This window comes from Pseudomonas sp. FW305-70, assembly GCF_058783925.1.
On sequence record NZ_JBYSYZ010000016.1, the window covers coordinates 14,788 to 35,528 of the forward strand.

At 61.5% G+C, this 20,741-nt stretch carries 21 protein-coding genes; 17 read left to right on the forward strand and 4 right to left on the reverse strand.

Going from position 1 to position 20,741, the window contains the following annotated elements; translation table 11 throughout:
- Positions 1-162: 162 nt before the first annotated feature.
- A complete protein-coding gene (locus AC3WN7_RS14460; RefSeq protein ID WP_095963738.1) occupies positions 163-789 on the reverse strand; it encodes a hypothetical protein in 627 nt (208 codons plus the stop codon).
- An 89-nt stretch (positions 790-878) separates the two neighbouring features.
- Here AC3WN7_RS14460 and AC3WN7_RS14465 point away from each other — a divergent pair, with 89 nt between their 5' ends.
- Positions 879-1,877, forward strand: coding sequence for a LysR family transcriptional regulator (locus AC3WN7_RS14465; RefSeq protein ID WP_102673886.1), 999 nt, complete (start codon positions 879-881; stop codon positions 1,875-1,877).
- A gap of 90 nt (positions 1,878-1,967) precedes the next feature.
- On the opposite strand, the gene AC3WN7_RS14470 is transcribed toward AC3WN7_RS14465, so the two are convergent.
- Positions 1,968-2,375: a PA2817 family protein gene (locus AC3WN7_RS14470; protein ID WP_102673885.1), complete on the reverse strand. Its 408-nt coding sequence runs from the start codon at positions 2,373-2,375 to the stop codon at positions 1,968-1,970.
- Between the two features lie 74 nt (positions 2,376-2,449).
- Positions 2,450-4,897: an acyl-CoA dehydrogenase gene (locus AC3WN7_RS14475; RefSeq protein ID WP_102673884.1), complete on the reverse strand. Its 2,448-nt coding sequence runs from the start codon at positions 4,895-4,897 to the stop codon at positions 2,450-2,452.
- Positions 4,898-5,122: 225 nt separating this feature from the next.
- On the opposite strand from AC3WN7_RS14475, the gene AC3WN7_RS14480 reads away from it, so the two are divergent.
- The 4 genes from AC3WN7_RS14480 (at position 5,123) to AC3WN7_RS14495 (ending at position 8,290) form a co-directional block, all read left to right on the forward strand.
- Positions 5,123-5,782 carry a transglutaminase-like domain-containing protein gene (locus AC3WN7_RS14480; RefSeq protein ID WP_102673883.1) on the forward strand — a complete coding sequence of 220 codons (660 nt, stop codon included), beginning with the start codon at positions 5,123-5,125 and terminating at the stop codon, positions 5,780-5,782.
- Positions 5,783-5,825: 43 nt separating this feature from the next.
- Positions 5,826-6,449: a glutathione S-transferase family protein gene (locus AC3WN7_RS14485; RefSeq protein ID WP_102673882.1), complete on the forward strand. Its 624-nt coding sequence runs from the start codon at positions 5,826-5,828 to the stop codon at positions 6,447-6,449.
- A 132-nt stretch (positions 6,450-6,581) separates the two neighbouring features.
- On the forward strand, positions 6,582-7,514 hold the full coding sequence (locus tag AC3WN7_RS14490) for an ABC transporter ATP-binding protein (protein ID WP_095963743.1): 933 nt from the start codon (positions 6,582-6,584) through the stop codon (positions 7,512-7,514).
- Entirely contained in the window at positions 7,511-8,290 is a 780-nt protein-coding gene (locus AC3WN7_RS14495) for an ABC transporter permease (RefSeq protein WP_015096399.1), read from the forward strand. Before AC3WN7_RS14490 ends, AC3WN7_RS14495 begins: the two co-directional genes overlap by 4 nt.
- Before the next feature lie 169 nt (positions 8,291-8,459).
- Here AC3WN7_RS14495 and AC3WN7_RS14500 read toward each other — a convergent pair whose 3' ends face one another.
- On the reverse strand, positions 8,460-8,975 hold the full coding sequence (locus AC3WN7_RS14500) for a DUF2062 domain-containing protein (protein WP_095963744.1): 516 nt from the start codon (positions 8,973-8,975) through the stop codon (positions 8,460-8,462).
- Between the two features lie 135 nt (positions 8,976-9,110).
- Between AC3WN7_RS14500 and AC3WN7_RS14505 the strand changes: the two genes are divergently transcribed.
- The 12 genes from AC3WN7_RS14505 to AC3WN7_RS14560 all read left to right on the forward strand — a co-directional run bounded on the left by AC3WN7_RS14505 (position 9,111) and on the right by AC3WN7_RS14560 (position 20,651).
- The gene (locus tag AC3WN7_RS14505) at positions 9,111-11,411 is read left to right on the forward strand and encodes a DNA internalization-related competence protein ComEC/Rec2 (RefSeq protein WP_256585642.1); all 2,301 of its coding nucleotides are present in this window, start codon (positions 9,111-9,113) and stop codon (positions 11,409-11,411) included.
- A 31-nt stretch (positions 11,412-11,442) separates the two neighbouring features.
- Positions 11,443-12,078, forward strand: a complete 636-nt coding sequence (locus AC3WN7_RS14510) for a MotA/TolQ/ExbB proton channel family protein (RefSeq protein WP_015096396.1) — start codon at positions 11,443-11,445, stop codon at positions 12,076-12,078.
- Complete coding sequence (locus AC3WN7_RS14515) at positions 12,075-12,503, forward strand: ExbD/TolR family protein (RefSeq protein WP_095963745.1); 429 nt, start codon at positions 12,075-12,077, stop codon at positions 12,501-12,503. The genes AC3WN7_RS14510 and AC3WN7_RS14515 overlap by 4 nt, the downstream gene beginning before the upstream one ends.
- Positions 12,503-13,513 (forward strand): tetraacyldisaccharide 4'-kinase, encoded by a 1,011-nt coding sequence (lpxK, locus tag AC3WN7_RS14520; protein ID WP_102673881.1) that lies wholly within the window; start codon positions 12,503-12,505, stop codon positions 13,511-13,513. Before AC3WN7_RS14515 ends, lpxK begins: the two co-directional genes overlap by 1 nt.
- Before the next feature lie 24 nt (positions 13,514-13,537).
- Entirely contained in the window at positions 13,538-13,723 is a 186-nt protein-coding gene (locus AC3WN7_RS14525; protein WP_003179363.1) for a Trm112 family protein, read from the forward strand.
- A complete protein-coding gene (kdsB, locus tag AC3WN7_RS14530) occupies positions 13,720-14,484 on the forward strand; it encodes a 3-deoxy-manno-octulosonate cytidylyltransferase (RefSeq protein WP_015096394.1) in 765 nt (254 codons plus the stop codon). Before AC3WN7_RS14525 ends, kdsB begins: the two co-directional genes overlap by 4 nt.
- Positions 14,484-14,948 carry a low molecular weight protein-tyrosine-phosphatase gene (locus tag AC3WN7_RS14535; protein ID WP_102673880.1) on the forward strand — a complete coding sequence of 155 codons (465 nt, stop codon included), beginning with the start codon at positions 14,484-14,486 and terminating at the stop codon, positions 14,946-14,948. Before kdsB ends, AC3WN7_RS14535 begins: the two co-directional genes overlap by 1 nt.
- Entirely contained in the window at positions 14,945-15,964 is a 1,020-nt protein-coding gene (gene murB / locus AC3WN7_RS14540) for a UDP-N-acetylmuramate dehydrogenase (RefSeq protein ID WP_102673879.1), read from the forward strand. The genes AC3WN7_RS14535 and murB overlap by 4 nt, the downstream gene beginning before the upstream one ends.
- A 319-nt stretch (positions 15,965-16,283) precedes the next feature.
- Positions 16,284-16,754 (forward strand): (2Fe-2S)-binding protein, encoded by a 471-nt coding sequence (locus AC3WN7_RS14545; protein WP_015096391.1) that lies wholly within the window; start codon positions 16,284-16,286, stop codon positions 16,752-16,754.
- Positions 16,751-19,081 (forward strand): xanthine dehydrogenase family protein molybdopterin-binding subunit, encoded by a 2,331-nt coding sequence (locus AC3WN7_RS14550; RefSeq protein ID WP_102673878.1) that lies wholly within the window; start codon positions 16,751-16,753, stop codon positions 19,079-19,081. Before AC3WN7_RS14545 ends, AC3WN7_RS14550 begins: the two co-directional genes overlap by 4 nt.
- Positions 19,081-20,064: an XdhC family protein gene (locus tag AC3WN7_RS14555; RefSeq protein WP_095963750.1), complete on the forward strand. Its 984-nt coding sequence runs from the start codon at positions 19,081-19,083 to the stop codon at positions 20,062-20,064. Before AC3WN7_RS14550 ends, AC3WN7_RS14555 begins: the two co-directional genes overlap by 1 nt.
- Positions 20,061-20,651, forward strand: coding sequence for a nucleotidyltransferase family protein (locus AC3WN7_RS14560; protein ID WP_095963751.1), 591 nt, complete (start codon positions 20,061-20,063; stop codon positions 20,649-20,651). Before AC3WN7_RS14555 ends, AC3WN7_RS14560 begins: the two co-directional genes overlap by 4 nt.
- Positions 20,652-20,741 lie beyond the last annotated feature (90 nt).

Below are 20,741 nucleotides of genomic sequence, written 5' to 3' on the forward strand. Positions count from 1 at the left end.
GGCGGGCAGGGGCGTAGCGCAGTGCGGTTGCCGGATGTTGACGAGGTGTACTGAAGCAAAAAAAGGCCCGCCAATCTGACTGGGCGGGCCTTTTGCGTTCCGGGCAATGCTTGCATCGATAAAATCAGGCGTCTTTCACGCCCCCCCACGAACACCCAGTGCTCAGTCCACGTGATAGTGGACCGACAGCGTGCCTTTTTTCTGCGAAAGGGAGGCGATGGTGACCGCACCCAAATCCTTCAAACTGCGTACATGGGTACCGCCACAACCGTAGGCGGGCAGTTCACCGAAGCCGATTTCCCGGGCGCCTTCGCGCAGTGAGGTCAGGCGCGGCAGGTCGTGGTCGATCCACTGCCCGATGCCATGCTCAATGACCTGGGCCTCGACGTCCTGCGCGCCATTGCCCGGCTTGAATTGCACACGGCCTTCACCAGGCCAGTGATGCGCCTTGATCGGCATCCAGCCCATGGTTTGTACAAAGTGGCCGATCAAATGGCCAGCCGAATGCATGCGCGTGTTGAACAGTCGGCGTTGTTCGTCGACGCGGATTGGCGTCATCCCGGTTTTTACCGGCTGGTCGACAAAATGAATGATCCGCTCGGGATCCTGAACCACGCGCAGCACCTGGCTTTCGCCGATCCAGCCAGTGTCGCAAGGCTGTCCACCGCCCTGGGGGTGGAACAGGGTCGCGCGCAAGACCACGGCAAACTCGTTTTCGTGGGGGGTGCATTCCAGGACTTCCACGTTGGCCTTGAGCTCATCACTATGGAAAAAAAGGCGCAGCGTCATATTCCAGGCTCGTATTGGTCATCAGTTTCTATTATAGAAAGCCTGTAAATACGTGATAATCCGGGCAAACATCAAAGGACTGTTGCGTTGTGAGCATAAATCTTCCACTGCCGCTGCTCGGTGAAATGGCGATTTTCGTCAAGGTTGTCGAGACGGGCAGTTTCTCCGAGGCAGCTCGTCAGTTGGGCTCTTCGCCCTCGGCGGTCAGTCGGAGCATTTCGCGCCTGGAGAAGGCGCTCGCCACCCGGTTGCTGCAACGAACCACGCGCAAGTTGCGACTGAGCGACGGTGGCGAGGAGGTGTTCAAGCGGTGCCAGGAAATGGTCAATGCCGCGCGGTCAGTGATGGAAATCAGTGGTCAGTTCACGGATGAACCCGAGGGGCGGGTGCGTATCAGCGTGCCGAAAGCGGTGGGCCGAATCGTGATTCATCCGCACATGCCGGAGTTCTTGCGGCGTTATCCCAAGGTGGATGTGGAGCTGTTGCTTGAGGACCGCCAGGTCGATTTGATCGACGATCATGTCGACCTGGCGATTCGCATCACCGACCGGCCGCCTGCGGGGCTGGTGGGGCGGCAGTTGCTGACCATCGATCATATGCTCTGCGCCACTCCACAGTATCTGGCTGAGCACGGGACGCCGACTCATCCCCATGATTTGCTCAATCACAGTTGCATTTATCTGGGCGAAACACCCAGCGACGCACGCTGGAAATTCAAGAAAGGCGGCAAGACGGTAACCGTCGGTGTGCGCGGGCGCTATGCCGCCAATCACACCGGCGTGCGTTATGGCGCGGTGTTGCAGCACATCGGCATTGGCAGCCTGCCGTATTTCACGGCGCGCCATGCCCTGGAGAAGGGGTTGATGGTGCAAGTGCTGCCGGACTGGACCTTTCTGGCGTCCTATCACGGCGGCGCCTGGTTGCTGCATTCGCCAACCCGATACCTGCCGCCCAAGCTACGGGTGTTGATCGATTACCTGGTGGAATGTCTGGCGAAGGAGCCGACGCTGGGCAAGCCGGGTCGGTCGAATGGTCCGGGCTGGTCGCGATCGGAGTATGAACTGCCGGAGAGTGACGGCTTGTTTTGAAGATAGAAAAAAGATCGCAGCCTTCGGCAGCTCCTACAGGAAACAGGCGATCCAAAGCAGGAGCTGCCGAAGGCTGCGATCTTTTGCAGATCAGTGCTTGCTGTCCTGGCTGGACAACGCCATCAGCTGCTTTTCCTGGTTCCAGTCGAAAGGTTCGTCGTTCTGTTCGGCTTCGAAGCGACGCTCTTCCAGGGCCTGGTACAGGTCGATTTCATCATCGGGCATGTAATGCAGGCAGTCACCGGCGAAATACCACAGCAGGTCGCGCGGCACCAGGTGTGCGATTTGCGGATAGCGAGTGATGACCTGGCACAGAATGTCCTGGCCCAGGTACTGGCTTTCGATCGGGTCGACAGGCAGTAACGCCAGCAGCTCGTCGAAGCGCTCGAGGAACAAGGCATGGCTTTCGTCGGGAACCTGCTCGGCCTCACCTACGGCGACCAGGATGCTGCGCAGGTGGTCGAGTAAAACGAGATGATCGGCAACGATGTTGGACACGAGATAAGTCCTCAAGAGCAAAACGGGCGCGGGAGTATAAAGCGCCCGCGCCCGTTTTTACATGCTTGAAGGGATCAGCGGACTTTTCCCCCGGCCAGTGCCAATTCCTCTTGGTCAAAGTCATCGACATCGATCACCTTGCGCCGGGCCGCTTCGGCTTCACGCAGGGTTTGCGCTTCCACCGGCTGCAACACGCCAGCCTCGAGCGCGGCATCGATCAGCGACTCGCCGGCCAGCGGTTTGACCTGGCCGCTCTTGAGTGCCACATGCAGCTTTTTCTGTAGCGGCTGTGCGGCACTCAGCAGGTTGCAGGCGTGTTGCAAGGCGCCGACCGGATCGTCGCTCGCCTGTGGGCGATAGCAACCCAGGAGCAATTCCTCCAGGGCGGGGTCGCCCTTGGCGCGACCAATCAAGGCGGCGACTTCGGCAGCGAGTTTGTCCGACGGTCCTTTGTGCCGGCGGCCGAACGGGAACACGATCACCCGCAACAGGCAGCCCACGACTTTGTTCGGGAAGTTGCTCAGCAGTTCATCCATGGCGCGCTCAGCCTGCCCCAGGCTTTCTTCCATGGCCCAGCTCACCAGTGGCGTCATGTACTGCGGTGTGTCGAGATCGTGATAGCGCTTGAGTGCGGCAGAGGCCAGGTAAAGGTTGCTCAGTACGTCACCCAGTCGTGCGGACAGGCGTTCCCGGCGTTTGAGTGCGCCGCCCAGCAGCATCATGCTGAGGTCGGCGAGCAGGGCAAAAGCAGCGGCCTGACGATTGAGGGCGCGGAAGTAACCCTGGCTGAGTTTGTCGCCCGGGGTGTGTTCCAGGTGCCCGAAACCGAGATTCAGCACCAGCGTACTGGCGGCGTTGCCCACGGCAAAACCGATGTGCTTGAGCAGCAGATCATCGAACTCCCTGAGCGCCTGATCCTTGTCTTCACGGCCGGCCAGGGCCATTTCCTTGAGCACGAAGGGATGGCAGCGGATCGCGCCCTGACCGAAGATCATCAGGTTGCGCGAGAGAATGTTCGCGCCTTCCACCGTGATAAAAATCGGCGCGCCGTTCCATTTGCGGCCCAGGTAATTGTTCGGCCCCATGATGATTGCCTTGCCGCCGTGCACATCCATGGCATCGCTGATGCAGTCGCGGCCGCGCTCGGTCAGGTGGTATTTGAGAATCGCCGACAGCACCGACGGTTTCTCGCCCAGGTCGACCGCATTGGCGGTCAGCATGCGGGCGGCGTCCATCATCCAGGCATTGCCGCCAATGCGGGCCATGGCTTCCTGGATGCCTTCGAACGAAGCAATCGGCACATTGAACTGCTCGCGAACCTGCGCGTATTGGCCCGTCACCAGGCTGGTGAACTTGGCCATGCCGGTGCCCACCGCCGGCAGGGAAATCGAACGCCCCACCGACAGGCAATTCATCAGCATCATCCAGCCCTTGCCGAGCATTTCCTGGCCGCCGATGAGGAATTCCAGCGGGACGAACACGTCCTTGCCCGAGTTCGGGCCATTCATGAACGCGGCGCCCAATGGCAGATGCCGGCGGCCGATCTCGACACCTTTGGTGTCGGTCGGAATCAGCGCCAGGCTGATGCCCAGGTCTTCCTTGTCGCCCAGCAGGTGATCCGGGTCATAGGCCTTGAAGGCCAGGCCGAGGAGGGTAGCCACCGGGCCGAGGGTGATGTAACGCTTTTCCCAGTTCAGGCGCAGGCCGAGAACCTCCTGGCCTTCCCATTCACCTTTGCAGATCACCCCGGAGTCCGGCATGCCGCCCGCGTCGGAGCCGGCCAGCGGACCGGTCAGGGCAAAGCACGGGATGTCGTCGCCGCGAGCCAGGCGTGGCAGGTAATGATTGCGTTGTTCGTCGGTGCCGTAGTGCAGCAACAATTCGGCCGGGCCGAGGGAGTTGGGGACCATCACGGTGGAGGCGAGGTCGCCGCTGTGGCTCGCCAGTTTCATCGCCACTTGCGAGTGGGCATAGGCAGAGAAGCCTTTGCCGCCAAACTCCTTGGGGATGATCAGGGCGAAAAAGCCGTTGTCCTTGATGAACGCCCAGGCTTCGGGCGGCAGGTCCATGGTTTGACCGAGCTGCCATTCATTGACCATGGTGCAGAGTGTTTCGGTCGGCCCGTCGATGAAAGCCTGTTCTTCTTCGTTCAATTGCGCTTTGGGATAGGACAGCAGTTTGCTCCAGTCCGGACGGCCACTGAACAGCTCTCCGTCCCACCACACCGTACCGGCGTCGATGGCATCGCGTTCGGTTTGCGACATCGGCGGCAGGGTTTTCTGGAACCAGTTGAACATCGGTGCGCTGAACCATTTGCGACGCAGGTCGGGCAGCAGCAAGGGCGCGGCGATGGCAGCGATCAATACCCAGAAAACCAGCAGCAACCAGCCCGGCGCGCGGCTGAAAGCGCCCATGGCCACGACATAGGCGGCCACGATGACCAGGGCGGGTAGCGGGGCGATGCGGCGGTGGGCCAGATAAGCAATACCGACCAGCAGAACCAGTATCCACAACAGCAGCATATTTATTCCTCCGTGAAACCAGGGCGAACCAGCCCTCAGAGCTTAGACGGCATCCGCAAAACAGGCAGGTGGTGACCCTGGATGATTTTCGTGCGCCCGATGGGCCGCGCACGTGGGGAAAACTCTCGTTGAACGAGCGGCAAAGCGCCCATGTTTGGCCGAAACGTCGTTATCTCTGTGCTGAAGCTCTCGTTAGACTCGGGGCTTCCCCTGGAGATTATTCTCATGCACGAGTACCTGAGTCCCGGCCGCTTCATCGATAGTGACCATCCGTCCGTGGTGGAGTTCGCCGAAAAACACCGTGGTGCCAGTCGCGATCCGCTTGAGCAGGCGATCAGTCTCTATTACGCCGTGCGCGAAGCGGTGCGCTACAACCCGTACACCTTCAGTCGCGATCCGCAGACCCTGCGCGGCAGTCATGCATTGGCGACCGGGGAGAGTTATTGCGTGCCCAAGGCTACATTGCTGGCAGCTGCCGCGCGGCATTGTGGGATTCCCGCGCGGATCGGCCTGGCGGATGTGCGCAATCATTTGTCGACGCCTCGGCTGCTTGAGTTGCTCAAGAGCGACATGTTCGCCATGCACGGCTACACCGAGTTTTTTTTGCAGGGTCGCTGGGTCAAGGCGACGCCGGCGTTCAACCGCAAACTCTGCGAGCTGTTCAATGTGGCGCCGCTGGAATTCGACGGGATCAACGACAGCGTTTTTCATCCCTTCAACCGCGATGGCGCGAAGTTGATGGAGTACCTCGTCGATCACGGCCAGTTCGCTGACGTCCCCGAAAGGTTCTTTTTCGAACACCTGGAAAAATGCTATCCGCACCTGTTCGGTGAGCAGCAGCCACCGCTGTTGGGTGACATGCAGAGCGATTTGAGTCGCCCCTGATCCGGCGTATGCTGCCTGCCCACTTAGCGAAAAAGAGGCGGTCATGCTGAAGATCTGGGGTCGGAAAAACTCGTCGAATGTGAGAAAGCCATTGTGGGCCGCCGAAGAACTGGGCCTGGCCTATGAGGCTATCGATGCCGGTGGCGCCTTTGGTGTCGTCGATACGCCCGAGTACCGCGCGATGAACCCCAACGGTCGGGTGCCGGTGATCGAGGACGATGGTTTCGTGTTGTGGGAGTCCAATGCCATCGTGCGTTACCTGATGGCCCGCCATGCCGCCGACACGGCCTGGTACCCCGCGGATCTGCAAGCCCGTGCCAGCGCCGACAAATGGATGGACTGGACCACCTCAAGCTTTGCCGGCCCGTTCCGTACCGTATTCTGGGGTGTGCTGCGTACCCCGGCAGACCAGCAGGACTGGCCCGCCATCAAGGCAGCGATCAAGGAATGCGACACGCTGCTGGCGATGGCCGACCAGGCGTTGGTGAACAAGCCCTACCTGTCCGGAGACGAGATCGGCATGGGTGATATTCCCCTGGGCAGTTTCATTTATGCCTGGTTCGAGATGCCGATCGAGCGTGCGCCACTACCGCATCTGCAGGCCTGGTACGCGCGGTTGAAACAGCGTCCGGCGTATCAAAAGGCGGTCATGACCGCGTTGACTTAATACTCACTATCGACACGCTTGACTGTACTTGTGAGGCGGCGACAAGCACCATTGTGCCAGGTTGTTGCGGTTGTAATGTTCGCCGCCGCCCATACTTATCCCTTTCTTCCCTTCTTGGTGCGTAAATCAGATATGAGTTCCGCTCTGTCCATCCGGCAGCTAACCAAAACCTACGGCAACGGTTTCCAGGCCCTGAGTGGTATCGATCTGGACGTCGCCGAAGGTGACTTCTTCGCCTTGCTCGGCCCCAACGGCGCCGGCAAATCCACGACCATCGGCATTCTCTCGACCCTGGTGAACAAGACCAGCGGCACGGTGAATATCTTCGGTCACGACCTGGACAAAAATCCTGCGCAGCTCAAGCGCTCCATTGGCGTGGTGCCTCAGGAGTTCAACTTCAACCAGTTCGAAAAGACCTTCGACATCGTCGTGACCCAGGCCGGCTACTACGGCATCCCGGCGAAAATCGCCAAGGAACGCGCCGAACAGTACCTGACCCAGCTGGGCCTGTGGGACAAGAAGGACGTGCCGTCGCGTTCACTGTCCGGCGGCATGAAGCGTCGCCTGATGATCGCCCGCGCGCTGGTTCATGAACCGCGCCTGCTGATCCTCGACGAACCGACTGCCGGGGTGGACATCGAGCTGCGTCGCTCGATGTGGAGCTTCCTCACCGAGCTGAACCAGAAAGGCATCACCATCATCCTCACCACCCATTATCTGGAAGAGGCTGAGCAGTTGTGCCGCAACATCGGCATCATCGACCACGGCACCATCGTCGAGAACACCAGCATGCGTCAGTTGCTCAGCCAACTGCATGTCGAAACCTTTCTGCTGGACCTCAAGGGCGACCTGCCCGCCGCGCCTCAGTTGCTCGGCTACCCGTCCCGGCTGATCGACAGCCACACCCTGGAAGTCCAGGTGGAAAAGTCCATGGGCATCACCGCGCTGTTCACCCAGCTGGCGCAGCAGAACATCGAAGTGCTGAGCCTGCGTAACAAAACCAATCGCCTCGAGGAGTTGTTCGTGTCCCTGGTGGAGAAAAATCTGTCGAAGGTGGCGGTATGAGTTCCGAGTTGCGCCCCAACCTCATTGCCCTCAACACCATCGTTTACCGTGAAGTCCGGCGTTTCACCCGGATCTGGCCGCAGACCCTGCTGCCGCCAGCCATCACCATGGTCCTGTACTTCGTGATCTTCGGTAACCTGATCGGTCGGCAAATCGGCGACATGGGTGGCTTCACCTACATGGAGTACATCGTGCCGGGGCTGATCATGATGTCGGTGATCACCAACTCCTACGGCAACGTGGTGTCGAGTTTCTTCGGCAGCAAATTTCAGCGTTCCATCGAAGAGCTGATGGTCTCGCCACTGTCGCCGCACACCATCCTGATCGGCTACACCCTGGGCGGCGTGCTGCGCGGCTTGATGGTGGGGATCATCGTGACCCTGCTGTCGTTGTTCTTCACCCATTTGCAGGTGCATCACCTGGGCGTGACCATTCTGGTGGTGGTGCTGACGGCGACCATCTTCTCGCTGCTGGGCTTCATCAACGCCGTGTTTGCGCGCAACTTCGATGATATTTCGATCATTCCGACTTTCGTGCTGACGCCACTGACCTACCTGGGCGGGGTCTTCTACTCGATCACCTTGCTGCCACCGTTCTGGCAGACCGTTTCCCTGGCCAACCCGGTGCTGCACATGGTCAACGCATTCCGTTACGGCATCCTCGGGGTGTCGGATATCCGGATCAGTATTGCGATTACCTTCATGCTGGTGGCGACCGTGGTGCTGTATCTCGGCTGTGCACGGTTGCTGGTCAGCGGGCGCGGGATGCGGACCTGAGAAATACCGAGTCGTCTGTTTCGCGAGCAAGCCCGCTCCCACAGGGATCTTCAGTGCTACATAGATCCAGTGTGGGAGCGGGCTTGCTCCGGGCGGCGTTCCGACGAAGGCGTCAGCCCAGACACCGCAAAAAAAAACGGCCTCCCACAGTGGAGGCCGTTTTGCATTTTCACATCCGGCTCTTCTTGCGCCGCGTCCATTGCCTGGCCACCCACCAGCGCCAATACGCCATCACCATGAAGTAGGACAGCGCGCCGAGTGCCAGCCCCGTCACCACCGAACCCAACAGAAACGGTTGCCACAAGGTCGAGATTTCTCCCCTGATCCATTCCCAGGTCAGTGCGTCCGGCAACTGCCGGGTGGGGACGTCCATCAGCCAGGCGCCGGTCTGGTAGGTGCAAAAGAACACGGCAGGCATGGTGATCGGGTTGGTCAGCCAGACCAGGCTCACGGCGATCGGCATGTTGCCGCGCACGATAATGGCGAGGGTTGCCGCCAGCAGCATCTGCAACGGGATTGGCAGGAACGCCGCGAACAAACCCACCGCCATGGCGCGGGCCACGGAGTGGCGGTTGAGGTGCCACAGGTTCGGGTCATGCAGCAGCGTGCCGAGAAAGCGTAAGGATTTGTGTTCCCTGATGCTCATCGGGTCTGGCATGTAACGTTTGAATAAGCGCCGGGGCATAAGGCTTCTCGGTCGGTCAGGGTGGCAAGTATGTCTGGATTCTATGAACTGCCCATTCAGACTTTGTGACAATTAATAACGGCGCCCACGCGACCGGCGGGCTAAGCCTTGGAGGGGACTCTCAAGGACGGGCTTATGCGCAGAGGGATGATGGCGTTGGCGCTGGGTCTGCTGACTTTGCGTTTTTTGCCGGCTTTACCGCCGGTCTGGTTGTGGCTGGCGATGCCGGTGGCGGGTTTGATGTTGTTGCCATTCAGGACGTATCCGGTGGCGTTTTATCTGTTCGGTTTGAGTTGGGCCTGCGCGAATGCGCAGTGGGCGCTGGATGACCGGTTGCCGCCGGCGCTGGACGGAGAAACCCGCTGGGTCGAAGGACGGGTCACTGGCTTGCCCCGGCATGACGACGGTGTCGTGCGTTTCGAATTGACCGACATCCAGTCCCGGCGTACCCGCCTGCCGCGGCAAATGCGCCTGGCCTGGTACGGCGGGCCGCCGGTGAACAGTGGGGAGCGCTGGCGTCTGGCAGTCAAATTGAAGCGCCCGGTCGGGCTCCTCAATCCGCAGGCGTTCGACTACCAGGCCTGGTTGCTGGCACAACACATCGGGGCGACCGGGACGGTCAAGCAGGGCGAACGCCTTGCGCCAGCCCAATGGGCCTGGCGCGACGGCATCCGCCAGCGTTTGCAAGCGGTGGATGCCCAGGGTCGAGGCGGCGCGTTGACCGCGTTGGTGCTCGGGGACGGTGCCGGGCTGAGTCGCGAAGACTGGCAGGTATTGCAGGACACCGGCACGGTGCATCTGTTGGTGATTTCCGGGCAGCACATCGGCTTGCTGGCGGGCGTCGTGTATCTGTTGATTGCCGGTCTGGCCCGCCTTGGGTTATGGCCGAACCGTCTGCCATGGCTGCCTTGGGCGTGTGGCCTGGCATTCGCCGCGGCGCTCGGTTACGGGATGCTGGCCGGATTCGGGGTGCCGGTGCGACGAGCCTGCCTGATGCTGGGGCTGGTGTTGCTGTGGCGTCTGCGGTTTCGTCATCTCGGTGCGTGGTGGCCGCTTTTACTGGCCCTCTGCGGCATTTTGCTGCTGGAGCCGCTGGCGAGTCTTCAGCCTGGTTTCTGGCTGTCTTTCGCGGCCGTGGCCGTCTTGATATTGACCTTCGGCGGCCGGTTGGGCCCCTGGCGATGGTGGCAAACCTGGACCCGCGCCCAGTGGCTGATTGCAATCGGATTGTGCCCGTTACTGTTGGTATTGGGATTGCCGATCAGCCTTAGCGGTCCGGCAGCCAATTTGTTGGCGGTGCCGTGGATCAGTCTGCTGGTGTTGCCACCGGCCTTGCTCGGGACATTGCTGTTGCCGGTGCCCTACGTGGGCGAGGGCCTGTTGTGGCTGGCGGGCGGTTTGATCGGTGAGTTGTTCAGGGTCCTGGCGTTGTTGGCCGAGGTGCTACCCGCGTGGGTGCCGAAGGCGATTCCTTTGGGAGTGTGGAGCCTCGGCGCGCTGGGCGCTTTTCTACTGCTGTTGCCGCGTGGCGTTCCGCTGCGTCCGTTGGGTTGGCATCTGCTGCTGTTGCTGGTATTCCCACCCCGGTCAATGCTGCCGGAAGGCATCGCTGAAGTCTGGCAGTTGGACGTGGGGCAGGGGTTGGCTATTCTGGTGCGCACCCGGCATCACACCTTGCTGTATGACGCCGGACCGCGATTCGGTGAGCTCGACCAGGGGGAGCGTGTAGTGCTGCCGACATTGCGCAAATTGGGGGTGAAGGGCCTCGACCTGATGCTGATCAGCCACGCCCATGCCGATCATGCCGGCGGTGCCCCGGCGATTGCCAAGGGCTTGCCGGTGAAACAGGTGGTCAGTGGTGAACCGTCAGACTTGCCTGTGGAGTTGCAGGCCGGGCGTTGTGAGAGCGGCCGGCAATGGACCTGGGATGAAGTCGACTTCCAGCTTTGGCACTGGCCATTGGCCGGTGACAGCAATCAGAACTCCTGTGTCTTGTTGATCGAGGCCAATGGCGAACGGTTGCTGTTGAGTGGCGACATCGATGCCGCCGCCGAGAGAGCCCTGCTGGACAGTCCGTTGGCCTTGCCCACCGATTGGCTGCAGGCGCCACACCACGGCAGTCGCAGTTCGTCGTCCACGGCCCTGCTGGATGTCCTGCAGCCCAAAGGGGCGCTGATCTCCCGCGGTCAGGGCAATTCATTTGGCCATCCGCATGCGACGGTCATCGCGCGTTATCAAAAACGTGGAATGGCGATCTACGACAGCGTCGAGCAGGGTGCCATTCGTCTGCAATTGGGACGCTTCGAGCCGCCATGGTCAATGCGCCAGGAACGGCGTTTCTGGCGCGATCCGCCGCCCTTGAACCATAACCTGGCATTATCAAAGCCCGACCGGATGCGACATCTCGGTCTTCGGTGCTTGCACCCCCTATGTTAGAGTGGCGCACTTTTTCGAGGGGGCTGTCACTGTGTGGGAATTGGTCAAATCCGGCGGCTGGATGATGCTGCCGATCATTTTGAGCTCCATCGCGGCCATGGCGATCGTTGCCGAGCGTCTGTGGACCCTGCGGGCCAGCCGCGTGACCCCGGAGCACTTGCTCGGGCAGGTCTGGGTCTGGATCAAGGACAAACAGCTCAACAAGGAAAAACTCAAGGAACTGCGCGCCAACTCCCCGTTGGGCGAAATCCTGGCGGCCGGCCTGGCCAACTCCAAGCATGGTCGCGAGATCATGAAGGAGTGCATTGAAGAGGCCGCACAGCGGGTCATCCATGAGCTCGAGCGCTACGTCGCCGCCCTCGGCACCATCGCCGCCATGGCGCCGTTGCTGGGCCTGCTGGGTACGGTGCTGGGCATGATCGATATTTTCAGTGCGTTCACAGGCTCAGGCATGACCACCAACGCTTCGGTACTGGCCGGTGGTATTTCCAAGGCCCTGATCACCACGGCCGCGGGCCTGATGGTGGGTATCCCCGCAGTGTTTTTCCACCGATTCCTGCAACGCCGGATCGATGAGCTGGTGGTGGGCATGGAGCAGGAAGCGATCAAGCTGGTCGAAGTGGTGCAGGGCGATCGCGACGTGGACCTGACCGGGAGCAAAGCGTGAAATTCCGCCGCAAACCACGGGAAACGGTGGACATCAACCTCGCATCGCTGATCGACGTGGTGTTCATCCTGTTGCTGTTTTTTGTCGTGACCACCACCTTTACCCGTGAGACCCAACTGCGCGTCGATCTGCCGGAAGCCGTCAGCGGCACGCCGGCCGATGATCAGAGCAAGCCACTGGACATCGCCATCAGCGCCGACGGCGTGTTCTCGGTGAACAGCCAGATCCTGCCGAAAAGCGACCTGGCCTCGCTGATGGACGCACTGCAAAAAGAAGCCAACGGCGACACCAACCGGCCGCTGTCCATCAGTGCTGACGGCAAGACTGCGCATCAGTCCGTGGTGACAGCCATGGATGCCGCCGGCAAACTCGGCTTCAGTCACTTGCGCATGACCACCATCGAGGCGGCGCCTCCCGCGCCCTGATGGCCATGTCCGATCGATTGCTCGCCGCGTGGTACGCAGGTCATCCGGCCCTGAAGCTGTTACAGCCACTGGAATGGCTGTACCGGCGCGTGGTCATGAACAAGCGCAAGCGCTTTCTGGCGGGTGAGGGCGAGATCTACCAGCCACCGGTGCCGCTGATCGTGGTCGGCAACATCACCGTGGGAGGCACCGGCAAGACGCCACTGATTCTATGGATGATCGAGCACTGCCAGCGCAGCGGCCTGCGGGTCGGCGTGGTCAGCCGCGGCTATGGCGCCAAACCGCCGCAGTTGCCGTGGCGGGTCGAGGCCGGGCAGAGCGCCGACGTCGCCGGTGACGAGCCGTTGCTGATTGTCCAGCGCACGGGCGTGCCGCTGATGATCGACCCCAATCGCAGCAGCGCCGTCAGAGCCTTGCTGGCCAGTGAACCGCTGGATCTGATCCTGTCCGACGACGGCATGCAGCACTACCGCATGGCCCGTGACCTCGAGCTGGTGCTGATCGACGCCGCCCGCGGCCTGGGCAACCGCCGTTGCCTGCCCGCCGGGCCATTGCGTGAGCCGGTCGAGCGCCTGCAAAGCGTCGACGCGGTGCTCTACAACGGTGCCGCATCCGACCGCGACGATGGCTTTGCCTTTCAATTGCAGCCCACCGCGCTGGTTAATCTGCGCAGTGGCGAACGCCGTCCCCTCGATCATTTTCCCGCCGGCCAGGCCCTGCACGCGGTGGCCGGTATCGGCAATCCGCAACGTTTCTTCAAGACCCTCGAAACGCTACACTGGCAGCCTGTTCCACATGCGTTTGCCGACCACGCTGAATACAGCGTGCAGGCGTTGAATTTCACGCCGTCATTGCCGTTGGTAATGACGGAAAAAGACGCGGTGAAATGCCGTGCCTTTGCCGCCGCCGACTGGTGGTACCTGGCGGTCGATGCCGTGCCGTCGCCGGCCTTCGTGGCCTGGTTCGACACACAGTTGATGCGCCTGCTGCCGGATCGTTTGTTGCCTTAACTCCGTTTTTTCCAGGGAATGCTCATGGACACCAAATTGCTCGACATCCTCGCTTGCCCGGTCTGCAAAGGCCCGCTCAAGCTCAGCGCCGACAAGACCGAGCTGATCAGCAAGGGCGCCGGCCTGGCTTACCCGATTCGCGACGGCATCCCGGTGATGCTCGAGTCGGAAGCGCGCACCCTGACCACCGATGAGCGTCTGGATAAATGACCACAGCCTTTACCGTCGTCATTCCATCGCGTTATGCCTCCACCCGTCTGCCAGGCAAGCCGCTGCTGCTGATCGCCGGCAAGCCGATGATCCAGCACGTCTGGGAACAGGCGAGCAAAAGCAGCGCCGGGCGGGTGGTGGTTGCCACTGACGACGCGCGCATCGTCGAGGCCTGCAATGGCTTCGGTGCAGAAGTGGTGCTGACCCGTGAGGACCACAATTCCGGCACCGATCGCCTGGCTGAAGTCGCGATGAAACTGGGCCTGGCGCCCGATGCCATCGTCGTCAACGTCCAGGGCGACGAGCCGCTGATCCCGCCGAGCGTGATCGATCAGGTTGCCGCCAATCTGGCGGCCCACGCTGAAGCGCGCATGGCCACCCTGGCCGAGCCGATCGAAGACGCGGACACCCTGTTCAATCCCAACGTGGTCAAGGTCGTCAGCGACCTCAATGGCCTGGCGCTGACGTTCAGTCGCTCCACCTTGCCCTGGGCGCGGGATGCGTTTGCCGTGAACCCTGAGCAGTTGCCGGAAGGCGTGCCGTATCGCCGCCATATCGGCATCTATGCCTACCGCGCCGGTTTCCTGCAGGATTTCGTCAACTGGGGTCCATGCTGGCTGGAAAACACCGAGTGCCTGGAACAGCTGCGTGCCCTGTGGCACGGCGTGCGGATCCACGTGGCCGACGCATTGATCGCGCCGCCCGCCGGCGTCGATACCGCTGAAGACCTCGAGCGCGTTCGTCGCCTGCTGGAGGCGTGATGCGCGTTTTGTTCGTGTGCCTGGGCAACATCTGCCGTTCTCCCACGGCCGAAGGCGTGCTGCGGCACAAACTGCGCGAAGCGGGGCTGGCCGATCAGGTTGAGGTCGCTTCCGCCGGCACCGGTGACTGGCATGTCGGCAAGGCGCCGGACAAGCGCAGCCAGGCCGCGGCAAAGCTGCGCGGTTACGACTTGTCGGCCCAGCGCGCCCGGCAAGTCAGCCGCGCCGATTTTGCCACCTACGACCTGATCCTCGCGATGGACAACAGCAACCTGCGCAACCTCAAGGCCTTGCAGCCCGCCAAGGGCAAGGCCGAGCTGGATCTGTTCCTGCGCCGTTACCAGTCGCCAATCGATGAAGTGCCGGACCCGTACTACGATGGCGAGCAAGGCTTCGAGCAGGTGTTGGACCTGATCGAGCGCGCCAGTGATTTGCTGGTGATTGAATTGAAGGGACGGTTATGAGTTTGCAGATTCAATCGCAGGTGTCGCTCAAGCCGTTCAACAGCTTTGGCGTGGATGTCCAGGCCCGGCTGTTTGCCGAGGCCCATAGCGACGCCGATGTGCGCGAAGCCCTGGCCTATGGGCTGGAGCACAAGGTCCCGGTACTGGTGATCGGCGGTGGCAGCAACCTGCTGCTGACGGCGGATATCGACTCACTGGTGCTGCGCATGGCCACTCGCGGGATTCGCGTGCTGAGCGATGACGACGGCAAAGTGGTGATCGAGGCCGAAGCGGGCGAGCCCTGGCATCCCTTTGTGCAACACACCCTGGCGCTTGGGTTGTCCGGCCTGGAAAACCTCAGCCTGATTCCCGGCACCGTGGGTGCGGCGCCGATGCAGAACATCGGCGCCTATGGGGTCGAGATCAAGGACGTGTTCGCCGGCCTGACCGCCCTTGATCGCCAGACCGGCGAACTGCGCGATTTCAGCCTGGCGCAGTGCAACTTTGCTTACCGCGACAGCCTGTTCAAGCAGGAACCGGGGCGCTGGTTGATCCTGCGTGTGCGTTTCGCCCTCGACCGCGCCGCGCATTTGCACCTGGAGTACGGCCCGGTGCGTCAGCGCTTGACCGAACAAGGTATCGAGCATCCGACTGCCAGCGATGTCAGCCGGGCCATTTGCAGCATCCGCAACGAAAAACTCCCGGACCCGGCCGTGCTCGGCAATGCCGGCAGTTTTTTCAAGAATCCCCTGGTATCGGCGGCGCTGGCTGCACGGCTCAAGGGCGAATACCCGGACCTGGTGGCCTATGCGCAACCCGACGGGCAGATGAAACTGGCCGCTGGCTGGTTGATCGAGCGGGCGGGCTGGAAAGGTTTTCGCGATGCCGACGCAGGTGTTCACAAGCTGCAGGCGCTGGTGCTGGTCAACTATGGCGGCGCAACGGGCCTGCAATTGCTGAACCTGGCGCAGCGCATCCAGAAAGACATTGCAGAACGATTCCATGTCGACCTGGAAATGGAACCGAACCGGTATTGATGAGGCAGCCGCGAGCTACAAGCTTCAAGCGGCAAGCTACAATCCTTAAATTCAGGCTCTTCGCTGTTTTGCTTTTACTTAAAGCTTGCAGCTTAAAGCTTGCAGCTAAAAAGCCCTGTCTCAGCAGGGCTTTTTTTTGTTAATGCTCGGTTAACTTAGTCAGCTAACGATGCACACTCTTGCTCCACCAAAGGCCCGGTGCAGACCGTTTGCGTTCGCACAAGAGAGCCGATTAGCCTGAGTCGATCTGCGTGCGACCCACCGAGATCCAGCGGCAGATTGCTCGACCCCATCACTCAAGATCCGTGCGGGCGTGCCCATGATTACCCTGAAACTCAATGGTCAAGACCATCAACTCGACGTCACCGAGGACATGCCGCTGCTCTGGGCGATCCGCGACGTGGCCGGTTACAACGGCACCAAGTTCGGCTGCGGCATGGGCCTGTGCGGGGCCTGCACCATTCATATCGAAGGGGCACCGGCACGCAGTTGCATCACGCCCATCGGTTCCGTCGTCGGTCAGAATGTCAGCACCATCGACAACCTGCACGCCGACCCGATCGGCAAAGTCGTCCAGCAAGCCTGGCTCGACACGGCGGTCGCTCAATGCGGTTTCTGCCAGGGTGGGCAAATCATGTCGGCGACAGCGCTGCTCAAGACCCACCCGAACCCCAGCGACGAGCAGATTGAAGAGGCGATGGTCGGCAATATCTGCCGCTGCGGCACCTACAACCGCATCAAGACCGCCATCCGCCAGGCCTCCACTCACCTGAAGGAGGCCAAGGCATGAGCCAGTTACCGAATGATTTCACCCTGAGCAATCTGAGCCAGCTCAGTCGCCGTGGCTTTCTCAAAGGCGTGGGCGCCACCAGTGCGCTGGTATTGGCGGCGAGCTGGGGCTGGCAAGACGCTTTTGCCGAAGAAAAAGACAAGAAGTTCGGCGCCGACGGCATGCCCCACGGCTGGGTCGACGATCCGAAAGTCTATGTGAGTATTGCCGCCGATGGCACGGTGACCGTGATCTGCAACCGCTCGGAAATGGGGCAGGGCGTGCGCACCAGCCTGACCATGGTGGTGGCTGATGAACTGGAAGCCGATTGGGCGCGGGTCAAGGTACAGCAGGCCCCGGGCGATGAGGCACGCTTCGGCAACCAGGACACCGACGGCTCACGCAGCATGCGCCACTGGTACGAACCGATGCGCCGTTGCGGGGCTGCTGCACGCGCCATGCTGGAGCAGGCCGCTGCTGACCAGTGGAAAGTGTCGGTGGGCGAGTGCCATGCGCAACTGCATAAAGTCATCCACAAACCCTCGGGCCGCGAACTGGATTATGGCGCGCTCGCCGCCGCTGCCAGCGCTTTGGCCGTACCGGCGCGTGACAGCCTGAGGCTCAAGCAGCCTTCGGAATTCCGTTACATCGGCAAGGAAGGCACCAAGGCCATCGACGGTGAGGACATCGTCAACGGCCGTGCCGTGTACGGTGCCGACGTGCATTTCGACGGCATGCTGTACGCGACCATTGTCCGGCCCACGGTGTATGGCGGCAAAGTCAAAAGTTTCGACGCCAGTGCGGCGATGAAAGTCCCCGGCGTGGTCAAGGTGCTGCAGATCGAAAGCCGTCCGTTGCCTTCGGAGTTCCAGCCCCTGGGTGGCATCGCCGTGGTGGCGAGCAATACCTGGGCGGCGATCAAGGGCCGCGAGGCGCTGAAAATCGAGTGGGATGATGGCCCCAACGCCAGCTACGACTCGATCGCCTATCGCAAGGAGCTCGAAGCAGCCTCGCTCAAGCCTGGCAAGGTGGTGCGCAATACCGGCAACATAGACGAGGCCATGAGCAGCGCCGACAGTACGCTGGAAGCCTCTTACTACTTGCCGCATTTGTCACAGTCGCCGATGGAACCGATGGTCGCCATTGCGCGGTTCAAGGACGGTGCGTGCGAGGCCTGGGGGCCAAGCCAGGCGCCGCAGGTCACCCGGGAGCGGATCGGTGAACGCCTGGGGCTGCCGTTCGAAAAGGTCACGTTCAACGTGACCTTGCTGGGCGGTGGGTTCGGGCGCAAGTCCAAGCCCGACTTCATCATCGAAGCCGCGATCCTCGCCAAGGAATTCCCCGGTAAAGCGGTGCGGGTGCAATGGACCCGCGAAGACGACATTCATTGTTCCTACTTCCACACCGTATCGGCCGAATACCTCAAGGCCAGCCTGAACAAGGACGGCCTGCCGTCCGGCTGGTTGCACCGTACGGTGGCGCCGAGCATCACGGCGTTGTTTGCGCCGGGCATGAACCATGAGGCGGCGTTCGAACTGGGCATGGGTTTCACCAACATGGCGTATGCGATCCCCAACATTCGCCTGGAAAACCCCGAGGCCACGGTGCATACCCGCGTCGGCTGGTATCGCTCGGTGTCGAACATTCCCCATGGCTTCGCGATCCAGAGTTTTATCGATGAGCTGGCGCACAAGGCCGGGGAAGATCCGCTGAAGTACCAGATCAGATTGCTCGGCCCGGACCGCCAGATCGATCCGCGCACCTTGAGCGAAGAGTGGAACTACGGTGAATCCCCCGAGCGGTATCCGATCGACACCGCGCGTCTGCGCACGGTACTGGAGACCGCCGCCAAAGCCGCGGGTTGGGGGCGTGAGCTGCCCAAGGGCCGCGGCCTGGGCCTGGCGGTGCATTACAGCTTCGTGACCTATGTGGCGGCGGTGATCGAGGTGGAGGTCAAAGACGACGGCACGCTGGTGGTGCACAAGGCCGACATCGCCGTCGATTGCGGACCGCAGATCAATCCCGAGCGGATTCGCGCGCAATTCGAGGGCGCCTGCGTCATGGGCCTGGGTAATGCGGTGCTGGGGGAAATCAGCTTCAAGGACGGCAAGGTCCAGCAGGATAACTTCCACATGTACGAAGTGGCGCGCATGTCCCTGGCGCCGAAAGAAGTGGCTGTGCATCTGGTGACGCCGCCGGGTGAGGTGCCATTGGGCGGTGTCGGTGAACCGGGTGTGCCACCGATTGCGCCGGCCCTGTGCAACGCGATCTTTGCTGCCACCGGCAAACGCATCCGCAACCTGCCGGTTCGTTATCAGTTGTCGGGCTGGCAGCAGGCCGGAGCCTGATGGACAGCGCCGACCTGAACGTCCTGCGCAGTGTGCTGCAATGGCAGCGCGCCGGTCAGCGGGTGGTGTTGTACAGCGTGGTCGAAACCTGGGGCACGGCGCCCCGGGCACCCGGCGCCATGCTGGCCCTGCGTGAAGACGGCGTGGTGATTGGTTCGGTTTCCGGCGGGTGTGTCGAGGATGACTTGATCGCCCGGCTGCACGACGGCCGTCTCGCACTGGACGGGCCGCCGGTGCAACTGATCACGTACGGCGTGACCCGCGAGGAAGCCGCGCGTTTCGGCTTGCCCTGTGGCGGCACCTTGCGCTTGACCGAGGAGCGCATCGACGATGGGGATTGGGTCGAGCAACTGCTGTCCCGATGCGAGGCCCATGAAATCGTTGCCCGTGAACTGAACCTGGCCACCGGCGAAGTGCTTCTGCGGTCGGCCACTAAAGCTGACGTCTTGACGTTCGACGGTCTGACCTTGCGGGCGATCTATGGGCCGCGTTGGCGCTTGCTGTTGATCGGCGCGGGGCAGCTGTCGCGCTATGTCGCGGAAATGGCCCGCCTGCTGGATTTCGAGGTGCTGATTTGCGATCCACGCAGCGAGTTCGTCTATGGCTGGGAAGAGCAGCACGGACGATTCGTCTCGGGCATGCCGGATGAGGCGGTATTGAATATCCAGACCGATGAACGCACGGCTATCGTGGCCTTGACCCATGATCCGCGCCTGGACGACATGGCGTTGCTCACGGCCCTGGATTCCAAAGCCTTTTACGTTGGAGCACTGGGGTCGCGGGTCAACAGCCAGAAGCGCCGGGAAAACCTGGCTCAACTGGGTTTGTCGCAACCGGCGATTGACCGTTTGCATGGTCCGATCGGCTTGCACATCGGCAGTCATAATCCAGCGGAAATTGCCTTGTCGCTCATGGCGGAAATCGTCGCAGTCAAAAATGGCGTCGAACTGAAACAGAAGAAAGTCTTGCGGGAGAAGGTATGAGCGAGTCCATTGGCGTCGTCCTACTGGCGGCGGGGCAGGGCAGCCGGTTTCGTCAGGTGGCGGGTGCTGAAAAGGATAAGTTGGTGGCCGATTGCACCGGGCGTGACGGCGTGGTGCGGTCCGTCATCGAGCACACATTGGTCAACTTGCCGGCGACGCTGGGCAAACGCGTATTGGTGACCACTGCTGACCGCCCACAGGTGATTCGCATGGCTCAGGCCTATGGCTGCGAGATTGTGCTGATCGAATCGACGGGAATGGGCGACAGCATTGCCGCCGGAGTCGCTGCCTGCAAACAACTCGATGGCTGGCTGATGGTGCTGGGGGATATGCCATTCATCCTGCCGTCCAGTATCGAGCGGGTGGTGGCGGGTATTGGCAATGACAGTATCAGTGTTCCGGTACAGGGCGGTAAATATGGGCATCCGGTCGGGTTTGGGCGGGACTTCGCAGCGGGGTTGATGGCGCTATCGGGGGATCGTGGCGCGAAACCGCTGTTTGCCCAAGGGCGGGTGATCGAAGTGGCCGTGGATGATCCCGGTGTGTTGTGGGATGTGGATGTGCCGCAGGCGTTGGTCTTCAAGTAGTTCTGGAGGTGACCCCCCTGTGGGAGCGGGCTTGCTCGCGAAGACGGCCTGGCAGTCAACTGAGATGTTGGATGATCCACCGCCTTCGCG